This is a genomic window from Bradyrhizobium sp. LB8.2 (genome assembly GCF_040548035.1).
Classification (GTDB): Bacteria; Pseudomonadota; Alphaproteobacteria; order Rhizobiales; family Xanthobacteraceae; genus Bradyrhizobium.
The window spans coordinates 33,521-57,191 of sequence record NZ_JBEPQV010000024.1; the positions used below are offsets into that span (position 1 = coordinate 33,521).

The 23,671-nt window shown below is 64.8% G+C and carries 23 protein-coding genes; 10 read left to right on the plus strand and 13 right to left on the minus strand.

What is annotated here, in order from left to right; all coding sequences use genetic code 11:
- Window positions 1–104 precede the first annotated feature (104 nt).
- Complete coding sequence (locus ABIB06_RS25910; protein WP_354052152.1) at window positions 105–809, plus strand: SDR family oxidoreductase; 705 nt, start codon at window positions 105–107, stop codon at window positions 807–809.
- 272 nt (window positions 810–1,081) lie between these two features.
- Window positions 1,082–1,903: an outer membrane protein gene (locus ABIB06_RS25915; protein ID WP_354052154.1), complete on the plus strand. Its 822-nt coding sequence runs from the start codon at window positions 1,082–1,084 to the stop codon at window positions 1,901–1,903.
- 62 nt (window positions 1,904–1,965) lie between these two features.
- Here the strand turns inward: ABIB06_RS25915 and ABIB06_RS25920 are convergent, their stop codons facing one another.
- Complete coding sequence (locus ABIB06_RS25920; protein ID WP_502916561.1) at window positions 1,966–3,135, minus strand: serine hydrolase; 1,170 nt, start codon at window positions 3,133–3,135, stop codon at window positions 1,966–1,968.
- A 172-nt stretch (window positions 3,136–3,307) separates the two neighbouring features.
- On the opposite strand from ABIB06_RS25920, the gene ABIB06_RS25925 reads away from it, so the two are divergent.
- Together ABIB06_RS25925 and ABIB06_RS25930 are read left to right on the plus strand one after the other, a co-directional pair.
- The gene (locus tag ABIB06_RS25925; protein ID WP_354052155.1) at window positions 3,308–3,721 is read left to right on the plus strand and encodes an ArsR/SmtB family transcription factor; all 414 of its coding nucleotides are present in this window, start codon (window positions 3,308–3,310) and stop codon (window positions 3,719–3,721) included.
- The gene (locus tag ABIB06_RS25930; RefSeq protein WP_354052156.1) at window positions 3,721–4,212 is read left to right on the plus strand and encodes an SRPBCC family protein; all 492 of its coding nucleotides are present in this window, start codon (window positions 3,721–3,723) and stop codon (window positions 4,210–4,212) included. Before ABIB06_RS25925 ends, ABIB06_RS25930 begins: the two co-directional genes overlap by 1 nt.
- A 103-nt stretch (window positions 4,213–4,315) precedes the next feature.
- Here ABIB06_RS25930 and ABIB06_RS25935 read toward each other — a convergent pair whose 3' ends face one another.
- From ABIB06_RS25935 to ABIB06_RS25945, 3 genes are read right to left on the minus strand one after another with little or no spacing between them, the layout of a single operon-like run.
- On the minus strand, window positions 4,316–5,536 hold the full coding sequence (locus ABIB06_RS25935; RefSeq protein ID WP_354052158.1) for an ABC transporter substrate-binding protein: 1,221 nt from the start codon (window positions 5,534–5,536) through the stop codon (window positions 4,316–4,318).
- A gap of 22 nt (window positions 5,537–5,558) precedes the next feature.
- A complete protein-coding gene (locus ABIB06_RS25940) occupies window positions 5,559–6,533 on the minus strand; it encodes a Bug family tripartite tricarboxylate transporter substrate binding protein (protein ID WP_247340791.1) in 975 nt (324 codons plus the stop codon).
- Between the two features lie 33 nt (window positions 6,534–6,566).
- Window positions 6,567–7,445 carry an IclR family transcriptional regulator gene (locus ABIB06_RS25945; RefSeq protein WP_354052161.1) on the minus strand — a complete coding sequence of 293 codons (879 nt, stop codon included), beginning with the start codon at window positions 7,443–7,445 and terminating at the stop codon, window positions 6,567–6,569.
- A gap of 211 nt (window positions 7,446–7,656) precedes the next feature.
- On the opposite strand from ABIB06_RS25945, the gene ABIB06_RS25950 reads away from it, so the two are divergent.
- Window positions 7,657–8,499 (plus strand): hypothetical protein, encoded by an 843-nt coding sequence (locus ABIB06_RS25950; protein ID WP_354052163.1) that lies wholly within the window; start codon window positions 7,657–7,659, stop codon window positions 8,497–8,499.
- 4 nt (window positions 8,500–8,503) lie between these two features.
- Here the strand turns inward: ABIB06_RS25950 and ABIB06_RS25955 are convergent, their stop codons facing one another.
- The 4 genes from ABIB06_RS25955 to ABIB06_RS25970 all read right to left on the minus strand — a co-directional run bounded on the left by ABIB06_RS25955 (window position 8,504) and on the right by ABIB06_RS25970 (window position 13,009).
- Window positions 8,504–9,715 carry an ABC transporter substrate-binding protein gene (locus tag ABIB06_RS25955; RefSeq protein ID WP_354052164.1) on the minus strand — a complete coding sequence of 404 codons (1,212 nt, stop codon included), beginning with the start codon at window positions 9,713–9,715 and terminating at the stop codon, window positions 8,504–8,506.
- A gap of 45 nt (window positions 9,716–9,760) precedes the next feature.
- Window positions 9,761–10,612, minus strand: coding sequence for a fumarylacetoacetate hydrolase family protein (locus ABIB06_RS25960; protein WP_354052166.1), 852 nt, complete (start codon window positions 10,610–10,612; stop codon window positions 9,761–9,763).
- Between the two features lie 23 nt (window positions 10,613–10,635).
- Window positions 10,636–12,141, minus strand: a complete 1,506-nt coding sequence (gene mhpA, locus ABIB06_RS25965) for a bifunctional 3-(3-hydroxy-phenyl)propionate/3-hydroxycinnamic acid hydroxylase MhpA (protein WP_354052167.1) — start codon at window positions 12,139–12,141, stop codon at window positions 10,636–10,638.
- A 76-nt stretch (window positions 12,142–12,217) separates the two neighbouring features.
- The gene (locus ABIB06_RS25970; RefSeq protein ID WP_354052169.1) at window positions 12,218–13,009 is read right to left on the minus strand and encodes a DNA-binding transcriptional regulator; all 792 of its coding nucleotides are present in this window, start codon (window positions 13,007–13,009) and stop codon (window positions 12,218–12,220) included.
- A gap of 147 nt (window positions 13,010–13,156) precedes the next feature.
- Here ABIB06_RS25970 and ABIB06_RS25975 point away from each other — a divergent pair, with 147 nt between their 5' ends.
- Complete coding sequence (locus ABIB06_RS25975) at window positions 13,157–14,140, plus strand: VOC family protein (RefSeq protein ID WP_354052171.1); 984 nt, start codon at window positions 13,157–13,159, stop codon at window positions 14,138–14,140.
- 44 nt (window positions 14,141–14,184) lie between these two features.
- The gene (locus ABIB06_RS25980) at window positions 14,185–15,147 is read left to right on the plus strand and encodes an MBL fold metallo-hydrolase (protein WP_354052172.1); all 963 of its coding nucleotides are present in this window, start codon (window positions 14,185–14,187) and stop codon (window positions 15,145–15,147) included.
- Window positions 15,148–15,159: 12 nt separating this feature from the next.
- Here ABIB06_RS25980 and ABIB06_RS25985 read toward each other — a convergent pair whose 3' ends face one another.
- Window positions 15,160–15,822, minus strand: coding sequence for a response regulator (locus tag ABIB06_RS25985; protein ID WP_354052174.1), 663 nt, complete (start codon window positions 15,820–15,822; stop codon window positions 15,160–15,162).
- The gene (locus ABIB06_RS25990) at window positions 15,819–17,204 is read right to left on the minus strand and encodes a HAMP domain-containing sensor histidine kinase (protein ID WP_354052175.1); all 1,386 of its coding nucleotides are present in this window, start codon (window positions 17,202–17,204) and stop codon (window positions 15,819–15,821) included. The genes ABIB06_RS25985 and ABIB06_RS25990 overlap by 4 nt, the downstream gene beginning before the upstream one ends.
- A 192-nt stretch (window positions 17,205–17,396) precedes the next feature.
- Here ABIB06_RS25990 and ABIB06_RS25995 point away from each other — a divergent pair, with 192 nt between their 5' ends.
- The gene (locus tag ABIB06_RS25995) at window positions 17,397–18,281 is read left to right on the plus strand and encodes a DUF3280 domain-containing protein (protein WP_354052176.1); all 885 of its coding nucleotides are present in this window, start codon (window positions 17,397–17,399) and stop codon (window positions 18,279–18,281) included.
- A 13-nt stretch (window positions 18,282–18,294) separates the two neighbouring features.
- Here the strand turns inward: ABIB06_RS25995 and ABIB06_RS26000 are convergent, their stop codons facing one another.
- The 3 genes from ABIB06_RS26000 to ABIB06_RS26010 are packed head-to-tail and all read right to left on the minus strand — an operon-like array spanning window position 18,295 to window position 21,330.
- The gene (locus ABIB06_RS26000; protein WP_354052178.1) at window positions 18,295–19,326 is read right to left on the minus strand and encodes an L-idonate 5-dehydrogenase; all 1,032 of its coding nucleotides are present in this window, start codon (window positions 19,324–19,326) and stop codon (window positions 18,295–18,297) included.
- A gap of 25 nt (window positions 19,327–19,351) precedes the next feature.
- Complete coding sequence (locus ABIB06_RS26005) at window positions 19,352–20,119, minus strand: SDR family oxidoreductase (RefSeq protein ID WP_354052179.1); 768 nt, start codon at window positions 20,117–20,119, stop codon at window positions 19,352–19,354.
- 11 nt (window positions 20,120–20,130) lie between these two features.
- Entirely contained in the window at window positions 20,131–21,330 is a 1,200-nt protein-coding gene (locus ABIB06_RS26010) for a mandelate racemase/muconate lactonizing enzyme family protein (RefSeq protein ID WP_354052181.1), read from the minus strand.
- A 181-nt stretch (window positions 21,331–21,511) separates the two neighbouring features.
- Here ABIB06_RS26010 and ABIB06_RS26015 point away from each other — a divergent pair, with 181 nt between their 5' ends.
- Both ABIB06_RS26015 and ABIB06_RS26020 read left to right on the plus strand, forming a co-directional pair.
- Window positions 21,512–22,276, plus strand: a complete 765-nt coding sequence (locus ABIB06_RS26015) for a GntR family transcriptional regulator (RefSeq protein WP_247340773.1) — start codon at window positions 21,512–21,514, stop codon at window positions 22,274–22,276.
- Between the two features lie 19 nt (window positions 22,277–22,295).
- Window positions 22,296–23,660 (plus strand): MFS transporter, encoded by a 1,365-nt coding sequence (locus ABIB06_RS26020; RefSeq protein ID WP_354069341.1) that lies wholly within the window; start codon window positions 22,296–22,298, stop codon window positions 23,658–23,660.
- Window positions 23,661–23,671 lie beyond the last annotated feature (11 nt).

Consider the following 23,671-nt stretch of genomic DNA (forward strand, 5'->3'; position numbering starts at 1 on the left):
AATTGCTCGCGACGGTGGACCTGCCGGCCGGTCCGGCGGTAGAAGGCCTCATGATAGGCCGGGCCTGCGGCTCGCCTCAACGATATCACAGAGGATGATCGGTCATGGCAGCAGAGAAGGTCGCACTGGTTACCGCCGGCGGCAGCGGCATGGGGGCAGGGGTCGCGCGTCGGCTCGCAGCCGACGGCTTTCGTGTCGCCATCCTGTCCTCCTCGGGCAAGGGCGAGGCGCTGGCAGCCGAGCTCGGCGGGTTAGGGATCACCGGTTCCAACAAATCGAACGACGATCTGAACCGGCTTGTCGACGGGGCGTTGGCCAAATGGGGACGCATCGACGTGCTCGTCAACAGCGCGGGCCATGGGCCCCGCGCGCCGATCACGGAGATCACCGACGAGCAGTGGCATACCGGCCTCGACACCTATCTGCTCAACGTGATCCGTCCGACGCGGCTGGTGATGCCAATCATGCAGGCGCAGAAGGCCGGCGCCATCATCAACATCTCGACCGCCTGGGCGTTCGAGCCGAGCGCGATGTTTCCGACGTCCGCCGTGTTCCGCGCCGGCCTTGCCGCCTTCACGAAGATCTTCACCGACACCCATGCCGCCGACAACATCCGCATGAATAATGTGCTGCCGGGCTGGATCGACAGCCTGCCGCAGACCGATGCACGCCGCGACAGCGTGCCGATGCAGCGCTACGGCAAGGTCGAGGAGATCGCCGCGACGATCTCGTTCCTGGCGTCCGACGGCGCGGCCTACATCACCGGCCAGAACATCCGCGTCGATGGCGGACTGACGCGTTCGGTCTGAGACGCGGAGAATCGAATCGCGTTTCGCGCTGTTGTCGCGATGCGACATTGGCGTGCGTCGTACGCCACGGATGAGGGATCACGCGTGGCCCTTGGGTCACACCCGTCGCGCGTTCGCGCGCCGCACGGCTCACATTACGTCACAGTCCCCATGAACTTCGCCGCAGCCCAAGACGGCACGGGACCGGCGGCCTATGCCTGATCTGCGCCAGACGCGTTCCGCCTGTGCGCATTCGAAACGCGAGATCAATTGCGTGAGGCAAGGAGACTGGAATGAAGAAGTTTTTGCTGGCGGTTACTTCGGTTGTTTTGGGCTCCGCATCCGTGCAGGCGGCCGACCTCGCGGCGCAATACACCAAGGCGCCCATGATGGCGCCGGCGTACAACTGGACTGGTTTCTATGTCGGCGGCAATGTCGGCGGTGCATGGGGCAGCGCCGATCCGACCACCTCGACCGTTTTCGATCCGCCCGGCTATTTCGCGGCCAGCAGCGTCCCTGCCATCAACGCGGTCGGCGCCCAGGGCGTCAACAGCTCCGGCGTGACCGGTGGCCTCACCGCAGGCTACAACTGGCAGGTCAACCACGCCGTGCTCGGCCTCGAAGGCGACATCAACTATTTCGGCGTCAAGGGCAGTGCGACGGGTTCCGCGGTCTATCCCTGCTGCGCCCCAACCGGCTTCACCGTGTCCTCGCAGGTCTCGGCCGACTGGCTCGCCACGATCCGCGGCCGTATCGGCTTCCTCGCGGCGCCGACTTGGCTGCTCTACGCCACCGGCGGCGCGGCGATCGCCGAGGTGAAGGGTAATTTCAACTTCACCGACACGTTCGCTGCGGCGACGGAGTCGGCCGCGTTCCGCGACACACGCCTCGGTTGGACCGCAGGTGTGGGCACCGAATATGCCGTCGGCGGCGGCTGGTCGCTCAAGGCGGAATATCTCTATGTCGATCTCGGACGCAGCACCGTGACCAGCACCAATCTGCTTGGCGGCGCATTTCCGACCAACGTCTTCACCCACTCGGTCGATCTCAAATCGAACATCGTGCGCGTCGGCGTGAACTACAAGTTCGGCGGACCGGTCGTAGCCAGGTACTGAGCTTCCCGTTCCGATCCTGGCGCAGAAAGCCCCGGCCTGGCCGGGGCTTTCTGTTTTGGCGCTCAGCCTGCGTGCGAAGCCACGAGGCGCGCCAGCGCGGGCAGGATCTTGTAGCGCGCGATCTCGTGCGGATATTCGCCCCTGTTGGCGAGCAGGACGATGCCGATCCGCCGCGCCGGCACGAGGCCGATATAGCCAGAGGCGTTGTTGAGGCCGCCCGGCTTGTCGACGACGGTGACGCCCGGAAGACGCACCGTCTCCCAGGACATTCCCTGTCCGAACTTCTCGTCGATGCGGAAGATCTCGTGCTGTGTCATCCGCAATGCCTCGCGCAAGTGAGGGTCGATCGACCGCCCGTCGACGCAGGCCGCAACGAATGTCGCGAGATCCCGCGGCGAAGAAAACATCTGGCCCGTGCCAGGAAAATCGAAATAGCTTTGCTGGTCGCCGATCGGGCCGATCGCCATGCCTTGATCCGAATAGCCCTGGACCGCGCGGCGCATCCAGGCCTCGTCCATGACGGCACGGCTATCTTCGCCGCGTTCGGGCACGGAGGTCGCATTCATGCCGATCGGCTTGAGGATGCGCTGTTCGAACAGGGCCGCGATCGGCGTGCCGTAACAGCGCTCGAGCACGAGCTGAAGCAGCACGTAGCCGGCGTGGCTGTAGACGCGCTGCTTGCCGGGCATCTCGCCGGCCTGCGGTCTCCAATTGTTGAACATGTCGATGAACTGCGCGCGCGTAAAAGTCCCGTCCGGCCAGGGCGGATGGTCGGTCGGCAGCAGCATGCCCGAGGTGTGCGTGACGAGTTCGCCGACGGTGACGCGGCGGATATAGTCGCCGGTGAGTTCGGGGAGATGTTTCGGCAGATGATCGCCGAGCCGCAGCTCGCCGCGGAGGGTGCCGAGCGCGACCAGCGTCGCCTCGAACGGCTTGCGCAGGGAGCCGAGATTGAACAGCGTGTCCGGCGTGACCGGCCTCTGCGTGGCGTCGTCCGCAAAGCCGTAATTGAAGAACTCGACATGGCTGCCGGCATAAAGCGCGGCGGCAAGGCCGCCCGGCTGGTCCGGCGTCGCGGTCGGCGTCAGCTCGTTCGCGACGATGTCGCGCATCTGCGCGATCATGTCGGAATCTGCCGCGGCGCGGTGCGGCCACGCCAGCGCGACCGGAACAAGCGCCGCCCGGGCGAACGCCCGCCGGGTGAGGTGCGATGAGGTGACAACAGACGGCACGGCTCTGACGCAGGATGCGATGCGCCCCCGGTCTCTTTTAACGGGAAGGGCCGTGCCTCCCTATTCACGATTGCGCGTGTTGGGTTCCGCCTGTGGAGCCTCCGAAAAGATTACTTAGCTTATGAGCTAACAATTGTTGACGCCGGATGATGGCAGCCCTATAGTTAGCTCCATGGCTAACCAATTATCCCGGCTCGACCAAGTCTTTTCCGCACTCGCCGATCCCACCCGGCGGGCGATCGTGATGCGGCTCTGCGCCGGCGAGGCGTCGGTCGGCGAACTCGCCGATCCCTTCGAGATGGCGCTGCCGAGCTTCATGAAACACATCCATGTGCTGGAGACGAGCGGGCTCGTTCTGTCGGAGAAGTCCGGCCGCGTGCGCACCTGCCGTCTCAGCCCGGACACGCTCGTCGGAGCGGAGGACTGGTTCCAGCAGCAGCGCGCGATCTGGGAGGCGCGGCTCGACCGCTTCGAGGCCTACGTGATGAAGCTGAAGAAAGACAAGGAGAGGGCGGGCGCCAAACGGCCGTCCAACAAAACCAACAGGACAACCGGCAAGACAACCAAACGGAAAGGTTCCGAGTGATGACGAATTCTGCCAATCCCGCCCTGTCGCAATGGTCGCTCGACCGCGAGATCGTGATGTCGCGTGTGATCGACGCGCCGCGCGATCTGGTGTTCGAGGCGTGGTCCGACCCGAAGCATCTGCCGCAATGGTTCGGGCCGAAGGGTTTCAAGCTCGAGACCTTCGAGATCGACGTGCGCGTCGGCGGCGTCTGGCGCTTCAACATGATCGGCCCCGACGGCACCGTCTATCCGAACCGCATGCGCTTTCGCCGCATCGAGCGGCCGTCTTTGATGGAGATGGACCACGGCATCGACCAGGACGAGGATCCTGGCCTGTTCCGTTTCACCGTCACCTTCGCCGAACAGAGCAACGGCAAGACGGTTCTGATGATGCGGCAGCTGGCGTCGAGCACGGCGCAGCGCGACGGCATGATCAACTTCGGTGCGGTCGAATACGGCTACCAGACGCTGGACAAGCTCGCCGCGTATGTCGGTGGGCTGAAGAGCTGAAGGAGATCGCGCGGCCGCCTGCCGCGCGCTCACTCCTCATGGCCGGGGCTAAACCCGGCCATGAGGGAGATGACAGAATTGGGCCACCCCATACTGAACAGCGTTACTCCTTCGCCTCATCCGTCACGATGCCGCCGAGCTTCTGCCAGCGCTGGCCGTCGAATTGCACCATCTGGAACTGCTTGTTGACGCGATAGTCGGTCGGGCTTGTCGTCACGGAAATCCCTGGCAGGGTCAGGTCGAGCTCGACGTTCCGGAGATTGGCGGCCTGACGCATCACGTTCTCGCGGGTGAGATCGTCGCCGCATTGCTGCAGCACCTGCACCAGGAGCTGGGACGTGATGTAGCCGTAGACGTTCAGGTTCGAATCCTTGTCGCCGTCCGGATAGTACTTGGCCATGAAGGCGAGATAGCGTTTCATGCCAGGATCGTCCTTCCACTCGGGATCGGCGGAATCCTTGACATAGCCGACGCTGACAACGCCCTTGGCGTTGTCGAGTCCGGCGGGTTTCAGCACCGCGCTGACCGAGGAGGCATTGATGTCGATGATGTGCAGCGGCTTCCAGCCGATTTCGGCGACCTTCTTGATCGCCTGCGCGGCCTGTTTCGGCGTCGTCGCGCTGAACAGCACGTCGGCACCTGCATCCTTCAACCGCAGGATCTGCGAGTCGATGGTGGGCTCGGTGATCTCGTAGGACGTCTCGGCCACGATCATCTTCGCCTTGTCACCGAGACCTGCTTTGAAGCCGGCGAGGTAATCCTTGCCGAGATCGTCGTTCTGATAGAGCACGCCGATCCTGGCGTTCGGATAGTTCTTCAGAAGATATTGCGCGTAGATGCGGCCCTCAACGAGGTAGGAAGGGTTGAAGCCCATGGTCCAGGGGAAGTTCTTCGGATCGGTGAAGCGCGCCGCGCCCGTTGCCGCGAACAGCTGTGGGACCTTCTTGGCGTTGAGATATTTTTGCACGGCGACATTCGGCGCCGTGCCGATGATCTGGAAGGTCAGCAGCACCTCGTCGCTTTCGACCAGCTTGCGGGTCTGCTCAACCGTCTTCGGAGGCGAATAGGCGTCGTCATACTGAATCAAGTTGACCTTGCGGCCGTTCACGCCGCCCAGATCGTTGATCATTTTCATGTAGGCTGCCTGGGTCTTGCCGATCACGGCATAGGCCGAGGCCGGACCGCTGAGCGGGACGGTCTGGCCGACCTTGATCTCCGTGTCGGAGGCGCCGGGATCGTATTTCTTTTGCGCCTGTGCGGTCGGGATCGACAGCGCGAGAACGAGCGCGGATGCCGCGGCGCGTTTGATAAGTGCGTTTTTCATTTCCATTCCCTGTTCGTGACCGTCACTCGCCCTTGAGGCCCGCCTCGCGGATCAGCCCGGTCCATTTCTGCGTCTCGTTGTCGATGAACTGGCCGAACTCGGCCGCGGTGCCGGCGCGCACTTCGAGGCCCTGTGCGGTCAGCTTGTTCTTGATCGCCGGCTCGGCGAGCGCGCGCAAAACTTCGGCCTGCAGTTTGTCGACGATGGCGCGCGGCGTCGTCGATGGCGCCATGAAGCCGTACCAGCCGGCGGCAGCCACGTTGGGAAAACCCTGCTCACGCAGGGTCGGCGCTTGCGGATAGAGCGCGCTGCGTTCGGCCGAGGCGACGCCGAGCACGGTGAACTTGCCGCTCTGGATGTAGGGCAGGGCGGTCGGCAGCGCCGTCAGCGTGGCATCGACGCGGCCGGCGAGCAGCTCGGTGTAGGACGCCGCATCGCCACGGAAGGGAATGTTGAGACCCTTGACGCCGGCATCCCTGAACAGGAGTTCGCCGGCAAGATGCGGCTGCGAGCCGGCGCCGGGTGAGGCGAAGGTCAGTCCGTCCGGTTTCGATTTGCCGTAGGCGATCAATTCGGGAAGGGTCTTGAACGGCGCGTCCGCGCTGATGATCAGGAACAGCGGCGCGATCACCGCCATCGCGACCGGCTGCAGATCCTTGCGGTCGTAGGTCAGCTTGCCGAACAGCGCTTCGGCGGTGGCGTAGGGCGCCGCGACATAGAGCAGGGTGTAGCCGTCGCCCGGCGCATGCGCGACCGTGTCGTTGGCGATGCGCGTGCCGGCGCCCGGCTTGTTTTCGACGATGAATTGCTGGTGCAGGTTGCGGCCGAACTCTTCGGCCAGCAGCCGCAGCGAAATGTCGTTGGATCCACCCGGCCCGTAAGGCGAGATCAGCCGCACCATGCGCGACGGCCAGGCGTCCTCAGCGTGCGTGGAGAATGGAAGTGCGGATAGCGAAAGGGCGAGGGTGCCCAGGAATGTTCGCCGTGTGACGGTCATGATGGCCTCCCGGTGGAGCGCCAATTGTCGTGTTCATCGCCTGGCGCTCTTCTTGTTTTGCTTTGGTGTCTCGATCGGTCCCGCGGCGCCCACGATGGCGCGGATGCTGTCGGCAAGGGCGGCAATGCGCGGGCCGATCTCGCTCTCCAGCTGGCCGGGTTGGAGCCGGAACGCGGGAATGCCGCAATTGATCGAAAAGGCCTGCCTCGCCTCGCTCGCATGAAACAGCGGCGCGGCGACGGCATGGATCGAAGCCATATACTCGCCGAAGCAGGTGCAGAAGCCGCGGCTGGCGCATTGGGCGAGGCCAGCGCGGTATGTCCCGCGGAAGGCTGACCACAACTCGGTGTCTTCGCTCGCGATGCGCTCTTCGAGCAGCGCGGCATCAGCCTGCGGCAAGGTTGCCGCCGCTGCACGGCCCATCGCCGTCATCACCACGGAAATGGGCATGCCGATGTCGGGGACGTGCGGGCCGACGTCGCCGGCACGCGCGGTCTCGACATAGATCATGGAGGTCGCATCGAGCAGGCCGATCGAGACCGTGCCGCGCACGCTCTGCGCCAGCTCCTGCATCATGGGCCGCGCGACCTGACGGAACTGCATGTCGGCGAGCAGCGGATGCGCCATGCGAAGCGCCCGCGCGCCGACGCGATATTTGGCGCGTTCGGAATCGTAGCGGAGGTAGCCGAGCTCGGCGAGCGTATGCGTCAGCCGCGCCACCGTCGGCCGCGGAATCCCGGTCAGCGTCGACAGCTCCATGTTGCCGAGCTGCGTCGCCCCCGCCTTGAACGCCTCGAGCACCACGAGGCCTTTTGCCAGCGTCGTCGCAAACGCGGCGTCATCGGCGCTCGAAGCCAGCACGGCGGCGGCGGACGAGGAAGCGCGGATCGGTTTGGACGCGGTGCGAGCCATGCATGTTTAATGAACCTGGTTAGGCTTGTTGTCCAATAGATTCAGAAAATGCGTACTTGTGTCCACTATACGGACGACCGGCGATTGCTCCGGCCGGGACAAAATGGACGCGACGATCACTGCAGCAACACAGATTTTTGTCGTGATTCGGTGGCTTGTCGTGACAGGATTATTACGATCAGACGTCATATCGATTACGGCGGAGCGCTTCATGTTGCAGTGGCAGGCACGGTCAAATCCCCTCGCGTGGTGGTGGGGGTCCCTGACGCTGGTCAGTGCTGCCAACATTCTCGTCTGGTTGATGCTGTACCGCGAGTTCTACCCGACGCCTGCCGGCAGCATCAGTGGCGGCTCCGGCATCGGGCTGATGTTCCTGCTCTGCGCGGGTTATGTCTTTGGCTGCGCCTTCCGCTCGTTCCTGCCGCGCGCCGACGTGCAGCGCATCTGTCTGTTCGACACCTGGCTCTCCAGCATCTTCGTCGGCCGCACGGTCGCGACCGTGGCCGAACTGTGCTTCGTCGCGCAATGGGCGATCATCCTGCATCAGCTCGGGATCATGACGGGCGCCGAGACGGTCGTGAACATCGCGTGGGTGATCGTGCCCATCATCATCGTCGCGGAGTGCTTCTCGTGGTACGCGGTGGTGACGACCAACTTCCTCTTCAATGCGATCGAGAATTCATTGTGGGCGGTGACATTCTTCCTCGCGGGCATCGCGCTGTGCCGGCTGATGCCGGAATTCCAGGGGCCGGTGCGTTGGGCGCTGATTGCCGGCATCGTCGGCATCGCCTGCTTCCTGGCCTTCCTCGTCACCGTCGACGTGCCGATGTATCTCAGCCGCTGGCGGGCCGGGCATGAAGAGGGCAACCGATTGCTCGGCTTCCTCGAAGGCCTGCATGACGTCTCGACGCGCTGGGTCGTAACCCACGACATCGCGCACTGGAAGGGCGAGCTGACCTGGATGTTCCTGTATTTCACCGCCGCCGTGTGGTCGAGCCTCGCGCTCTGTGCGCTCTACGCGATGGAAGGCTATCTCACGCGCTATCTCGCTTGACGGCTTATTTGCCGACCAGGCCGCACTTGCTGCGTTCAAGCGGGCGGAAGGCCTGGTCGGGCGGGATGGTCGCGACCAGCTTGACGAAGTCCCACGGCCCTTTTGATTCCTCCGGCGTCTTGACCTGCACCAAGTAGAGATCGTGTATCATGCGCTGGTCCTCGCGGATGCGCCCATTGGGTGTGTAAGCGTCCGAAACGGGCGTCGCCTTCATCTTAGCCATCACCGTCGCGCTGTCGTCCGAGTCGGTATCCTTCACGGCCTGCAGATAGTGGCGCACGGCGGAATAGACGCCGGCCTGGATTTGCGACGGCATCGCTTTGCGGCGGACGAAGAAGGCATCGGAGAATATCCGGGCTGCCGGCGAGACGTCCTCGAAGAACGAGGTGACGATGAGATCGCCGCGCGTCGCCTTCAACCCGACGGCCTGGATATCGACGTTTTGGAACGACATCGGCACGATTTTCATGCCCTGGTCGGCAAGGCCGAATTCTTCGGCCTGCTTGATCGCGGTGGTGTTGTCGCCGGCGACGTTGATTGCCAGGATTTTTGCGCCCGAGGACTGCGCCTGGAGCAGGAATGAACTGTAGTCGGGCGTGCCGAGCTGCGCCTTGACGCTGCCAGCGACCTTGCCGCCAAGCGAGATGATGCGTTCGCGGGCGGTTGCCTCGATCGAGTGGCCGAAGGCATAGTCGCCGGTGATGAAGAACCACGGCTCCTTACTGGTCTGCATGACGCCGGAGACCACGGCGGTCGCGGTCGAATAGGCGTCCTGGGTCCATTGCACGCTGCTCGGTGCACAGGCTTCATCGGTGAGCTGGTTGGCGCCGGCGCCGGAGACGAGGAAGATTTTCCCGTTGCCGCGCACCAGTTCCTGCACCGCGAGCGCGGCACCGGAGCTGCCGCCGTCCGCGATCGCCTGCACGCCGTCGCTGAACCATTTGCGGGCGAGCGATGCCGCGAGGTCCGGCTTGTTCTGGTGGTCTGCCTGCAGGATCTCGATCGGTTTGCCGTTGATCTTGAAGCCGAACTCCTCCGCCGCCATCCGCGCCGCCTCGGCCGAGCCCGGGCCCATCGCGGTCGCGAATATCCCGTTCATGTCGGTGAGGACGCCGATGCGGACGACATCGCCCTTGATTTCCGCGTGCGCGGTGGCGCCTGCGAGCGCCAGCGCCATCAGCAGGATAGCAGTCGATGTCGTACGAAGCGTGCTCATGGCGTTCCCGATCCTGTTGTCGTTTTGATTGATTGGTGCCCGCGGTCAGGCCGGCTCGGCGATGACCTTGTTGCGCAAACTTCCGATGCCGGAGATCTCGACCTCGACGGTGTCGCCGGGACGCATCCACAGTGGCGGCGTGCGCTTGGCGCCGACGCCGCCGGGGGTGCCCGTGACAATGACGTCGCCGGGGACGAGCGGGCAGATCGCCGAGATGTAGGCGATCAGCTCGGGTATCGCGGTGATCAGGAGATCCGTGGTGGTGTCCTGCACAACGGCGCCGTTCAGGCGCGTCTGCAACGTCAGCTTCGACGGATCGGGGATCTCGTCCGTCGTCACCAGCCACGGGCCGAAACTGCCGCTCTCCGCAAAGGTCTTGCCGGAGAGGAACTGGCTCGTGTGCCGCTGCCAGTCGCGGACGCTGCCTTCGTTGTAGCAGGAATAGCCGGCGATGTGGTCGAGCGCGCGGCTCGCGGGGATGTGACGGCCTTCCTTGCCGATGACGAGCGCGAGTTCGCCTTCGTAGTCGAAATCGTCGCTGACTTTCGGCTTCACGATGGGCTGGAGGTGTCCGACCTGGCTGCAGGGAAAACGCACGAACAGCGCTGGCTTCTCCGTAACGGTGCGCCCCGTTTCGGCAACGTGGTCGCGATAGTTGAGGCCGACACAGATGATCTTTCCGGGATCGGGAATGACGGGCGCGAAGGTGATCTTGTCCAGTGGATGATCGGGCGCCGCGGAAACGGCGAGCTTTGCCGCCTCGGCAACGCGATTGGTTTCGAGCAACTGCCGCAGATTGGTGCAGCCTGCCATGCGTGCGCCGAGATCGACGACGCAATTATCCCTGACGGCTCCGAAGGAGGGATGTCCGTTGGCAATAAAAGAGAGCAGCTTCATGAGATGTCCTTGAGAGAAGTCGGTCAGGCCGCGGACGGCACGTGGGTTGGCGTGATGGCGGCAATGAGCCGGTCGAGCTCGGTGTCGTTCCGGGCGGTGCCACGGACGTAGCGGTCGGGGCGAACGAGCGCGGCAATGATGCCGTGCTCGCGCAGCCATGGCCCGACGCCGTCGGCGTCGTCGCTGATCAGGATGTCGATTCCTGCCTGCGACAGAGCTAGACGTGACGAGAGCGTGGCCGCGCTCTCGACGAGCAGCACGTGGCTGTAGCCGATCCGGTCGTCGCCGCGGCGGCCGTCTTTCAGCTCGAACTGCGGCGCCAGATGTCCGGCAAGAGCCAGATCGCCGAGCGCAAGGCCGGGGCCGAGCAGGGGCTTTTTGACGTGCAGTTTGACCGGTGCATTCTCGCGGGCTTCGCCGGCAGCAAGGCCCGCTTCAATCGCCTTGGTGTTGATGACGCCGCCGAGCCGGATAGCGAGCTCGATGAACTCGCGCACGTGCGGCTGGCGCTCGCGCTGATAAGTGTTGAGCAGATTTGCCTCCGCCCGTCCGTGCAGGACCGCGGCGAGCTTCCAGGCAAGGTTAGCGGCATCCCGGATGCCTGCGCACATGCCCTGGCCGAGGAAGGGCGGGGTCTGATGTGCGGAGTCGCCGGCGAGCAGCAGACGACCGCTCCGCCATTGCTGCGCAATGACGGAATGAAAGGTGTAGACCGCGGCGCGCTCGAGTTCGGCATCCTCGGGCGTGATCCAGCGCGACAGCAGCTCCCATACATGTGCCGGCTGCGCCACCTCGTGGGAGTCCTCGTCCGGGAGAACCGTGATCTCCCAGCGCCGCCGCGTGCCTGTGCCGCGAACATAGGTCGCCGGCCGGCGCGGATCGCAATGCTGGATACTGTAGTCGCCGAGATCGTCGCGGTCGTGCTTGAGCAGCACGTCGATCACGAGCCAGCGCTCGTGGAAGCCGAGATCGTCCATGGCTGAGCCGATGAAGCGGCGCACCAGAGATCGGGCACCGTCGCAACCGATGACGTAGCCGGCGCGGACTTCGCTTAGCTTCCCGTTGGAAAGGTCCTCGTAACGGACGCGCACGCCGGTCTCGTCCTGATCCAGCGCGAACACCTCGCAGCGGCTGCGCAAGGCGACGTGCGGCCAGCGCGCGAGACCAGCGATCAGCTCGTCTTCCAGGTCGGGCTGGTGGAAGCGATAGCTGAGATTCCATCCCATCGGCGTCAATGTCTGTGGCCGCGACCAGTCCAGCAGCATCCGGCCGTCGGCGTCGAGAAAGAGCATGCCGGGGCTGAGGATGACATGCGGAAGGATCGCCTCGGCGAGGCCGATGGTCTGGAACACCCGCATGCATTCGTCGTCGAAATGTACTGCGCGCGGCAGATGATAGGTCCGCGCCTCGCGCTCCAGCACCAGCGTCCGTACGCCGCACAAGCCAAGCAAGTTGGCGAGCGTGGCTCCGACCGGGCCGCGGCCGACGATCACCACGTCAAACTCTTCGGGGGCGGATTTATCTTGCATGGGGGTATCTCTTCCCCCAGCGATGCCGCCGCATCAACGTCGCCGTGCCAAGTGTCCGCCCAGCGGACGGCCTTGCCTAGATCTCGAGCGGAATGGTGGACGCCGCCTCCCGAAGTTGCGCCGCAAACTGTGCGACCGCCTCCTCAATCCCCAGCGCCGAGCGGATCCAGATGATCGAGATGCAGCCGAACACGGCGCCATTGCGCACGATAGGGACGGCGATCGAGGCGGTCTTGGGATTGTATTCGCCCTCGCTGCGGATCGCGTAGCCCCGCGCTTGCGTCTCGGCGATCATTCGGTCGAGGCGGACTTCGTCGAGGAAGGGGCGATCTTCGGCCTCGTCGATCCGGCGCAAATGATTGACGATTAGCTCGCACTCGCGCGCGGGGCATGCGGCGAGATAGGCGCGGCCCGCCGAGGTTCGCAGCATCGGCAGGCGCTTGCCGATCATGCCGCGGTCGATCGAGAGCGGGCTGCGCGAATGCGTGGTCTCCTGCACCACCATCGCGGCGTTCTCGTAAGTCGAGAGATCGGCCGGCCAGACCAGAGTCTTGCTCAACTCGGCGAGGAAAGGTGCCGCCGCCTGGCAGATCACCACGCCGGGATCGTAGCCGTCACCAAGGCTGAGCGCCCGCCGGGTTACGCGAAAACGGTCGTCGCTGGCGCTGCGGGCGACATAGCCCAGTTCCTCTAGTGTCGCGAGCAGGCGGTAGACGGTCGGGCGAGGCAGGTCGAGCGCGCGCGCCACGTCGCCAGCGCGGATGCCGCCGGAGCGGTTGACTTCATGCAGCACGTCCAGCCCGCGCTCGAAGGCGCGGACGCCCTCAGACTGCCGCGGCTGACCGTTCCGCGTCCGCTCCTTGGACACTTGGTATTTCCTCTCTTGTGGCCCGCAGCCTTGCGATTATCGTCTTCGCGAACACGAAGCGATTACGGGGCGCCACCGTAGGAGCGCGCGAGGCCGGTATCAAGTTCGCCGCAGTGCGGCGGACGCGATGCCCTCGGGAGGAATTCGATGGAAATCACCGCGCTCGGCTATATCGGGATCAACTCGTCGCAGCTCGACCAGTGGGACCGGATGGCGACCGGGCTGCTCGGCATGCAGCAGGTCGATCGCGGCGGCAACATGCGCGCCTTCCGCATGGACGATCGCAAGCAGCGGCTGATCGTCGATGGCAGCGGCGATGCCGGCCTTGCGGTGATGGGATGGGAGGTTGTGTCGACCGCCGAATTGAACCATTTGGCCGGCCGGCTGGAAAGCCATGGGGTCAGGGTGACGCGGGGATCGCGCGCGCTGGCCGACGAGCGGCATGTCGCCGAGCTGATTGTGTTCGGCGATCCCGCCGGAAACCGGCTCGAGGCCTTCTCCAAACCGGAGCTTGCGACCGAGCCGTTCAAGCCGGGACGGCCGATCTCGGGTTTCCGCACCGGTGTGCTCGGCATGGGGCACGTCGTGCTCAATGTCGAGGACGTCGAGCCGCTGGTGCCGTTCTATCGTGACGTGCTCGGCTTCCATGTCTCCGATTTCGGCCTCAAGCCCTACGGACTTTATTTCTTCCACGTCAACGGCCGCCACCACTCCTTCGCAATGGTTGGCTCGGGGCGGAAGGCGCTGCACCATTTCATGGTCGAGCTCGGCAGCCTCGATGATGTCGGGCAGGGCTACGACCTCGCGCAACTGGACGACGGCCGCGTCGCCTACACGCTCGGACGGCACACCAACGACCACATGACGTCATTCTACGTGAACACGCCGTCTGGCTTCTTCATCGAATATGGCTGGGGCGGGCGCGTGATCGAGCCTGCGACCTGGCAGCCGCACGAGACCTTTGACGGTCCGTCGCTGTGGGGCCACGAGCGGCTCTACATGCCCGAGGAGCAGCGCAAGCGCCTGCGCGACATGAGACTGGATGCAGCGTCGCGTGGCGTTCGTGTGGCCGACCCCCGCGTGCCGCCGCTGAACTGCGCGTGGCTGGATTCAGTGGTCGCGCGCGAATGATCCGCAGCCTCGCGGCAATGATGTGACATCCAAGAAAGGACAATATGTTTGGGACCCTCTCGAGGGCATGCTTCGTGCTGCTCGCATTCGCCTCAGCTGCCTCGGCCGACCCGATCAAGGTCACACTGCTGGGCACCGGCGTGCCGACGCCGCGGCCGACCAGCTTCAGTGCCTCGACGCTGGTGGAGGCGGGCAGCGAAAAACTGCTGTTCGATCTCGGCCGCGGTTCGACGATGCAGCTCTACAAGTTGAAGATTCCTCTTGGCGCGATCACCGCCAACTTCATCACCCATCTGCATTCAGACCATATCGTCGGCCTTCCCGATATGTGGCTGACCGGCTGGCTCGCCACGCCCTGGGCATCGCGCAAGGGGCCGATGAAGCTTTATGGCCCGAAGGGCACCGTCGCCATGACGGAGAACCTGACCAAGGCGTTCACGGATGACATCCGCATTCGTATCGACGACGAGCATCTCGATCCGGTTGCGGCCACTTTCACGGCAAAGGACATCGGGCCTGGGCTGGTCTATGAGAACAACGGCGTCAAGGTCACCGCCATCGAGGTCGATCACGGCGACAAGATCAAGCCGTCTTTCGGCTACGTCGTCGCGTATGGCGGTCACAAGGTCGTGCTCTCGGGCGACACCAGGTCCGATGAGCGCATCGCGACGGCGGCTGAAGGCGCCGATTTGCTGATACATGAGGTCGCGGTGATCGAGCCGGAGCTGTTGGTCAGGAATCCCGTCTACAAGGACATTCAGGCACACCACACCTCGCCCGAGGAAGCCGGCCGCATTTTTGCTTCCGCCAGGCCCAAACTCGCCGTGTACTCCCACATCGTGTTCGGCACGGTAAAGCCGGCGCCCGACATTCCGGAGGAGCCGCTGATCCTGCGCACGCGGACGGAATACAAGGGACCGCTCCTCGTCGGGCGAGACATGATGTCGTTCAGGATCGGCGACACGGTCGAGGCGTTTGCACCTGACGGAGCGAAGCTGGCGCCATAGCGCAGGGAGCGATCAGGCCTCGCCGAGATCGACTTCCGTCAATATTCCCTGGCGTAGCGCCAGCCGGACCAGCTCGATGTCGGAGCCGACGCCGAGCTTGTCCTTGATCAGGGAATGCAGGTTCGCCACCGTCTTCGGGCTGACATGGAGCGTCTCGGCGATCTCGTCCGTTGTGTTCTCGGCGAGCAGCAGCCGCAGCACCTCGAATTCGCGTGGTGTGAGGACGTCGGCGGCCGAGCTTTCCCCGGCGAGCCGGCTCAGTGCGAGTTCATGGTCGATGTCGGGGCTGATGGCGATCTTGCCGGCCAGCACGTCCATCACCGCCCGCACCAGCGTCTCCGGCGGACTGGTCTTGGTGACGTACCCCTTGGCGCCGGCGCGGATCGCTTGCACGGCAAAGCCGGCATTCCCATGCATAGTGAAGACGAGAATCCTCGCGCTCTTGTCCCACTGCCTGATGCGCCTGACCGCCTCGATACCGCCGATGCCGGGCATGCTCAGATCCATGATGACGAGATCGGGCGCCTCGGATTTGAACAGACGATAGGCCTCCGCGCCGTCGGCGGCTTCGGCGATGACGCGCAATCCCGGCTGCTTCTGGAGCACGGAGCGATAGCCCTCGCGGACGACGGAATGGTCGTCGACCAGCAAAATGGTCGCGTCGGCCGCGCTCATGCGGCGCGCTCCAGCGGCTGCCGATCGGCGGCTGCGAGCGGAATGACCACGCGCAGTGCGGAGCCTCCGTTCGGCGCGGCCTCGAAGCTCAATTGGCCGCGCAAGGCTGCGACGCGCTCACGCATGCCGAGCAGGCCCATTCCGGATTTCGCGACGGGATCGGTCGCGCGTCCGTCATCGTCGATCGCAAGCGCGATCTCGCTGGCCCCCATCGTCAATTCCAGGCTGACCCGCGTGGCGACGGCATGCTTGGCGGCGTTGGTGAGCGCCTCCTGCACGATGCGGTAAAGGCTGGCGCTGATCGTGGCCGGCAGCGTCTCGAAAGCCCCGTCGAACCGGATCGAGAAACGTGTCTCGCCGCGGCTGCGCCCGTTCCAGCCCGCGACCAGGCCTTCGAGGCTGGCGACCAGCCCGAGCTCCTCGACATCGGGTGGCCGCAGCCGGAACAGCGTGCCGCGCAGCGTCTCCATCATGCCGGTTGCGGTCCGCGCGATGCCGTCGCATTCCCCAAGCAGGGAAGGGCAGTCCTGCACGGCGGTCTGGCGGGCGGAGGAGGCGAGCGCGCGGATGGCGGCGAGCGACTGGCCGAACTCGTCATGCAGCTCGCGCGCGAGATGGCGGCGCTCCTCGTCCTGGAGCGCGATCAGCTTCCGCGTCAGCTCGCTGCGTTCGGCAAGCGCATTGTCGAGGCTTTCGGCGAGATGGTTGAATCCGTCGCCGATCGCGGAGAGCTCGGCAAGGTCGAACGGCGGCAGCCGTGTGGTGAGGTCGTTGGCGGCAATCCGCTCGAGGCCGGTGCGGATCATGCGGGTGGGGCGCAGCGCGCGTGCCAGCGCGGCGTAGACCAGCGCGCAGAGCAGCGGCAGCGCGATCGCCAGCGCCAGCATCAAGCGGCCGGCCTCGTGCCAGGCCTCCGCCGTCTGCACGGCCGGCTCGACCGAGACCACGGCCTCGCCGAGCTTCGCTCCGCGCACGATCACAGGCCGTGCGGCTTCGCGGCCGGGGTCGAACAGGCCGCGATAGAAGGCCGCGAAAACTTGCGGCGGCGGGCTCGCCGGGACCGGCGCGCCGCTACAGAAGCGCTGGAGGATGTCGCCGCTCGTGCCGCGGAACGCCAGGCACAGGCCGGGCGTCATCACATAGGCCGAAACGGGGTCGAGGTTGGGAAAGTCCGAGCGCGGACTGGCAACCCACTGGATCTTGCCCTGTTGCAGCTCCAGCGTCTTCGCCACAATGGCGGCGATATCGTCGAGGCGCGCATGCGCCGCGCGGTCGGCCGTAATCAGGAAATAGGCGGAGATCGCGGCGAAGCAGGCGGCCGATATCGCGGCCACGCGCAACGTCAGACGGACTTTGAGATCGAACCTCGGGCGGTTCCACATCGGCGGGCACCTGGTGCGAACGGGTTTGTCGCGCCCGCATTAAACGGCAGAACGCAACCGGCGGAAAGCCGCCAGGCGTGACTACGGTGCACCGTCGTGAAATTTTCCCGGCGATCGCCGGGACCGGCGCTGCTGCATGGCCTGATTCCGCCGTCCAGATTGGCGCGCCGCTCCGTCCCACGAGGCCCTTTCATGCACCTGCGCCGGTTGATCCACTCTGCTTGTTTCCTTGTCGTCCTCCCGGCGTCTTATGCGCTGGCCGGCGCCGAGACCGCGCTCGGCGTCGCCATGGACGACTTCAGCTATACCGATACATCGGCTGAGCCGGCCAACCAGACCGCCGCCCACGAGCGACGGCTGTCGGCCTTCATGGCCGCGCTGCGGCGAGACATCGGCGAAGACCGGCGCTACCGGCTCGTGCCGTCGGCGCAGGACGGCGCGGCGTTCAAGGTCATCGGCGGCATCCAGAAGACGAGCACGTTGGTGCAATGGGCCAAGGTCGCCGTCATTGACGTTGGCGCCAGGAAGGTCGTGATGGACAAGCTCTACACCTTCCGCGGCGACAATGATGAATCATGGGAGCGCGCCGAGACCTTCGTGTCCCGCGAGGTTATGGCCGCGCTCGGCACGCCCGCGCCGATCGCGCTGACGGTGTTCGAATTCGAGCTCGACGACAACACCGCGGCACCGGCCGCCGGCCTCGCGGCCGCAGATGCATCCTATCTGGCCGAAGTGACCGGCAGCGTCCGCGACGCCCTCGGCCAATCCGGCCGCTACCGCCTCGTCGATGTCGGCAGTGCAAACGAGGAGGCGGTGAAGGCGCGCGCGCTACGCGACTGCGGTGGCTGCGAGGCGGCGATTGCGCAAAGGCTCGGCGCGGATCAGTCGCTGATCGGGGTGGTGCGGCGGGTTAGCCGCACCGAATACACGCTCGGATTCCAGGTGCGCGATGCAAAGACGGGCGCCGTGCTCGCACGTGGCGACAGCGGCCTGCGCCTGGGCGCGGACTATTCGTGGAAAAGGGGCGCCGTGCGGCTGGTCAGCGATCGCATGATCGAGAACCAGCCGCGGCAATAGGCTTCAGGCGGCTTCAGAAGGTCAGCTGCACCTTCATCGACTGCGAGCGGTCGCTGGCGAGCTCGAATGCCGCGACCGCGTTCTCGAACGGCATCGTCGCCGTAATCACCGGTTTCACGTCGATCAGGCCTTCGCCCATCAGCCGCACCGCAAGCTCGAACTCGGGATCGAAGCGGAAGGTGCCGCGCAGCTGCAATTCTTTGGCGACGATGGAGTTGATCGGCAGCGTCATCTCGCCGCCGAGGCCGAGCTGCACCAATGTGGCGCCGGGCCTGAGCACGTCGAGCGCGGTGCGCAGCGCGGCCTGGTTGCCCGAGGCTTCGAACAGCGTGTCGAACACACCCTTGCCGGTGCGCCAGGGATCAAGCGCCGTGGCATCGGCCGCGACATTGATGGCGTGAGTGGCACCGAGCTTCCTCGCGACCGCAAGCGGCGCCTCCGCGACATCGGTAACCGCGATCTCGGCCGCGCCGCCGAAGCGCGAGACCAGGATCATCAGTGCGCCGATCGGGCCGCAGCCGGTGATCAGCACGCGCTTGCCGAGCAGGGGGCCGGCCTGCTTGCCGGCATGCAGGCACACCGCGAGCGGCTCGGCGACCGCGGCTTCCGCCAGCGACAGCTTGTCCGCGATGGGCACGGCCTGCGCCGCATCGACCGTGACGAACTCGCGAAAGCCGCCTTGCACATGGGGAAAGCGCATCGCGCTGCCGAGGAAGCGCATGTCGAGGCACTGGTTGCGCATGCCTTCCTGGCAATGCAGGCACCGCCCGCACGGCTTGCTCGGATTGATCGCGACACGGGTGCCCGACTTCACGTTGGTGACGCCGTCACCGACATCGGCGACCACGCCGGCGATCTCGTGCCCCAGTGCCATCGGTTGCTGGATGCGCACGACGCCAAAGCCGCCGTGATGATAGTAGTGCAGATCGGACCCGCAGATGCCGCCGTTCGCGATCTTGACGCGGACTTCACCCGGACCGGGTGCTGCATCCGGATAGAGGTCAATCCGCAAATCTTTCGGTGCGTGAATGACGACGGCGCGCATGGGTTCGTTCCTTGGTTCTTCGCGATCACATCGCGGCGATCATGCCGCCATCGACATAGATGATCTGGCCGTTGACATAGGTGGAGGCGTCGGACGCCAGGAAGATCGCGGCGCCCACCAGCTCGTCCGGTCTGCCCCAGCGCTTCGAGGGGACGCGGCCCATCAGCCAGCTATTGAAGTCGGTGTTGTTGACCAGCGCCTCGTTCATGTCGGTGAGCATGTAGCCGGGGCCGATCGCATTGGCCTGGATGCCGTGCTGGGCCCATTCCACCGCCATCGATCGGGTCAGATTCTTGATGCCGCCCTTGGCGGCGGTGTAGGGCGCGATCGTCGGACGCGCGAGCTCGCTGCCGAGCGAGCCGATATTGATGATCTTGCCGTGCTTGCGCGGGATCATGCGCTTGGCCGCCTCGCGGCCGATCACGAAGGCGCTGGTGAGGTTGGTCTCGATCACCTTGCGCCACTCGTCGGTGGTGAACTCCACGAGCGGCTTGCGGTGCTGGATCCCGGCATTGTTGACGACGATGTCGACCGCAATGCCTTGTCTGTCGAAGCCGTCGAAGGCTGCGACGATTGCGGGCTCGTCGGTGACATTGAAAGCGGCGCCTTCGGCCTGGTGGCCGGCGGCGCGAAATTCGGCGACGGCCTGCTCCACGCGCTTGGGATCGACGCCGTTGACGATGATCCTGGCACCGGCCTTGGCCATGCCCTCTGCGATGGCGCGGCCGAGGCCGCGGGAGGAGCCGGTCACGAGCGCGGTGCGGCCGGAAAGGTCGAAGAGGGCGGTGCTCATCTCAAATATCCCTAGGCGTTGGAACGGCGCACGGTCAGATCGGAGCGGTCGAATACGGCGGGCAGAAGGTCGACGCCGAGGCCGGGCCCTTCCATCGGATAGACAAAACCGTCCTTGATCGTGGGCATGGTGGTGACGAGCTCATTGTACCAGCCCTTGTAGAAGGCGCGCACCGATTCCTGGATCAGCGTGTTGGGTTGGCTGAACGACATGTGGATGGCGGCGATGAAGCCGATCGGGCCGATGCAGTCGTGCGGTGCGAAGGGCCGGTGATAGGTTTCGGCCATCGCCGCGATCTTGCGACCCTCGGTGAGGCCGCCGGTCCAGCACAGATCCGCCATCACCACATGCATGGCGTCGCGGTCGAGCATGTCCTTGTAGGGGAAGCGCGAGCCCAGCGTTTCGCTCGCGCAGACCCAGACGTCGGTGCAGCGGGCATATTCGGCCAGCGCCTGCGGCGAGTTCATCCGGATCGGGTCTTCGTACCAGGTCGGCTTGTAGGGCTCGAGCGCGCGCGCGATCTGTTTGGCGGTGGGCAGGTTCCAGAGCGAATGGAGCTCGACCATGATCTCCATCTTGTCGCCGACCGCTTTTCGGATCTTCTCGAACGGCTCGATCGCCTGCTTCATCTGCGCGGCGGTGATGTAGAGACCCTTGTTCTCTTGCGCCGCCGGATCGAACGGCCAGATCTTCATGGCGGCGATGCCGTTCTCCAGCAGGTTTTCCGCGAGCGCATCGGCGCGGTGCATGAAGCCGTCGAGATCCTCGTAAGGACTCTTGGAAGCACCGAGATTCCAGTTGGCGACCGGGCTGATATTGGTCGAGCGGACGTATTGGGTGCCGGCGCAGGTGTTGTAGATGCGCTGCTTGTCGCGGCAGAGGCCGCCGAGCATCTGGTGCACCGGCTGATTGCAGACCTTGCCGAACAGATCCCACAGCGCGATGTCGATCGCCGAGGCCGCGCGATATTCGACGCCGGTCGAGGACTGTGCCATCGGCAGGTTCAGCATGTCGCGATGGATCGCCTCGATGTGCAGCGGATTGCGGCCGAGCAGGCGGCCGGCAAAGGTGTCGTGAATCTGCGCTTCGACCGCGCCGGCGCCGTAGAAGGTTTCGCCGAGACCGATCATGCCCGTGTCGGTGTGGACGCGCACCCAGATAACGTTGGAGAATTCCTCGGTGCGCAGCGTCTCGATCGACGTGATCTGCACGGCAATACTCCTCCCATCGCGGGGCGCGCGCAGCGCCGTCCTGTTGTCATTCTGCACCGCAGCATGGTGCGGGCACGGACGGAATCTTACGCCTGGTTGTAATATATCACAACATGTTTTAAGGATATCACAAGCAAGGCGCCGCTCTTCAACGACTGCGCGGGCCGGGGGGAGGGACGACATGGCAACGCGCAAGCGCACGCTCAAGGTGGTGAGGAACGACGACGGCGAGGGCAAGCCCTCCCGCCGCAACCGCCTCAATTTCTTCGAGCTGGCCTATCAGAAGATCGAAGAGCTCCTCGTCCATTGCGAGCTCAAGCCCGGCCAGTTCATGACGATGCTGGAATTGCAGCACATCACCGGCTTCGGCCGCACACCGGTGCATCACGCCGTCAATCGTCTCTCCGCCGATACGTTGATCATCATCCGCCCGCGCCACGGTCTGCACATTGCGCCGATCGATCTGGCGCGCGAGCGCATGCTGCTGGCTTTGCGCCGCGACATGGAGCGTTTCGTGATCCGGCTTGCGGCCGATCGCGCCAGCCTCTCGCACCGCAATCAGGCGCTGCACATCGACAGGCTGCTGCGCGAGCGCCGCGCCAGCCTGACCCTTGACGAGTTCAACAGCATCGATCGCCGCATCGACGCGCTGGTCCTGGACGCGGCCGGCGAGCCGTTTCTGGTGCATACGCTGCGGCCGTTGCACACGCTGTATCGGCGCATCGGCTACATCCACCACCGCTTCATGCCGGGGCAGGCGGAGCTGTCAGGAACAATCGATCATCATCTGGCTATTCTCAATGCGGTTGCCAATCGTCGTGTCGAGGACGCCGTGAAGGCGAGCGATGCGCTGATCGACTACATGGGCGAGATGTTCACGGGCATGGAAGCCGGGATCGACCCGCGGCTGCTCGATTGCAGCATCGAGCCGCTGCTCGGCACGTAAAAGTTCAGGAGGACCAAGCATGTCGACGATGGCGATGCCACAACCGATGGCGAGCGAAGCCGCGGTCCGTTACCTCATCACGAACTACAGTCCCAAGGGCAACAAGGTCGGCTGGCTGATGATGGCCTCGATCCTGGTCGAGGCGTGGGATCTCTATTCGATCGCCTTCGTGCTGATCTTCATCAAGGAGCAGTACAATCCCGATCCGCTGATGCTGGGCTTGGCTGCGGCCGGCACGCAGGGCGGCGCCCTGCTCGGCGCGCTGCTCGGCGGTTGGCTGTCCGACAAGATCGGACGCCGCGTGATGTTCCTGATCACGATGGTGATGTTCATCGTGCTGGCGCTGGCGCAGGCCGTCGTGCCCAGCGTCGGCTGGCTCGTGGTGATCCGCTTCCTGCTCGGCATTCCGCTCGGCTCCGACATCTCGACCGGCTACACCTACATCATGGAATCCATGGCCAAGGGTGAGCGCGAGGTGATGGGCAATCGCTGGCAGTTCATGTTCGCCGTCGGTGAAGTCCTCACCATCGGCGTCATCGTGATCTTCCTGCTGCTCGACATCCAGCACGAGATGCTGTGGCGCGTGACGCTGGGCCTCGGAGCGGTGCCGGCTCTGATCATCCTGATCATGCGCCATGACGTGCCGGAGACCGCGGTGTGGCTGGTGCAGAAGGGGCGCTTCCGCGAGGCCAAGAAGGTGGCGCGCGAGATGTTCAATGACGATCTTGCCATGCTGCCGGACCAGGACGTGGTGATGCCGAAGGTCAGCACCAGCGCCTTCATCGCGGACCTCAAGAAGGATCCGATCCGCTGGCGCGCGACGATCTACGGCTGGATCGCCTGTTTCGCCCAGGGTAGCGAGTTCTCGACCTTCGCTTTCTATTTGCCGGTGCTGTTCGTGATGGTGGGCGTGTCGAGCGTGCTCGGCAACAACCTCGTGACGATGGGGCTGTTCTGCTTTGCCGCGGTGTCGGGCTGGGTCGGGCCGCTACTGACGCCGAGGATCGGCCATCGCGGTATCGCGATCGCGGGCTTCTCGATCGTACTGGCCTCGCTGCTGGTCGCCGCTTTCGCGCTCTACACCAACAACACGATCCTGCTGCCGTTCGCGGCCGGCGCCATGTTGTGGGGCCATTATTGGGACGCGTCGAACTGCATGACGATCCCGACCATGGTCGCGAAACCGAAATATCGAGGCACCGCCAGCGGCTTCGCCTACATGTTCGTGAAGCTGCCGTCGTTCCTCGCGATCTTCCTGTTCCCGTCGTTGTTCGCGGCGATTGGGCAGGCCGGCGCCACGCTGTTCGTCGCGATCTTCCCGCTGATCGGGTTGCTCGCCGCAATCTTCATCCTGCCGGAAGTCTACGGCTACGAGAACGACTGACGGCAAAGCGC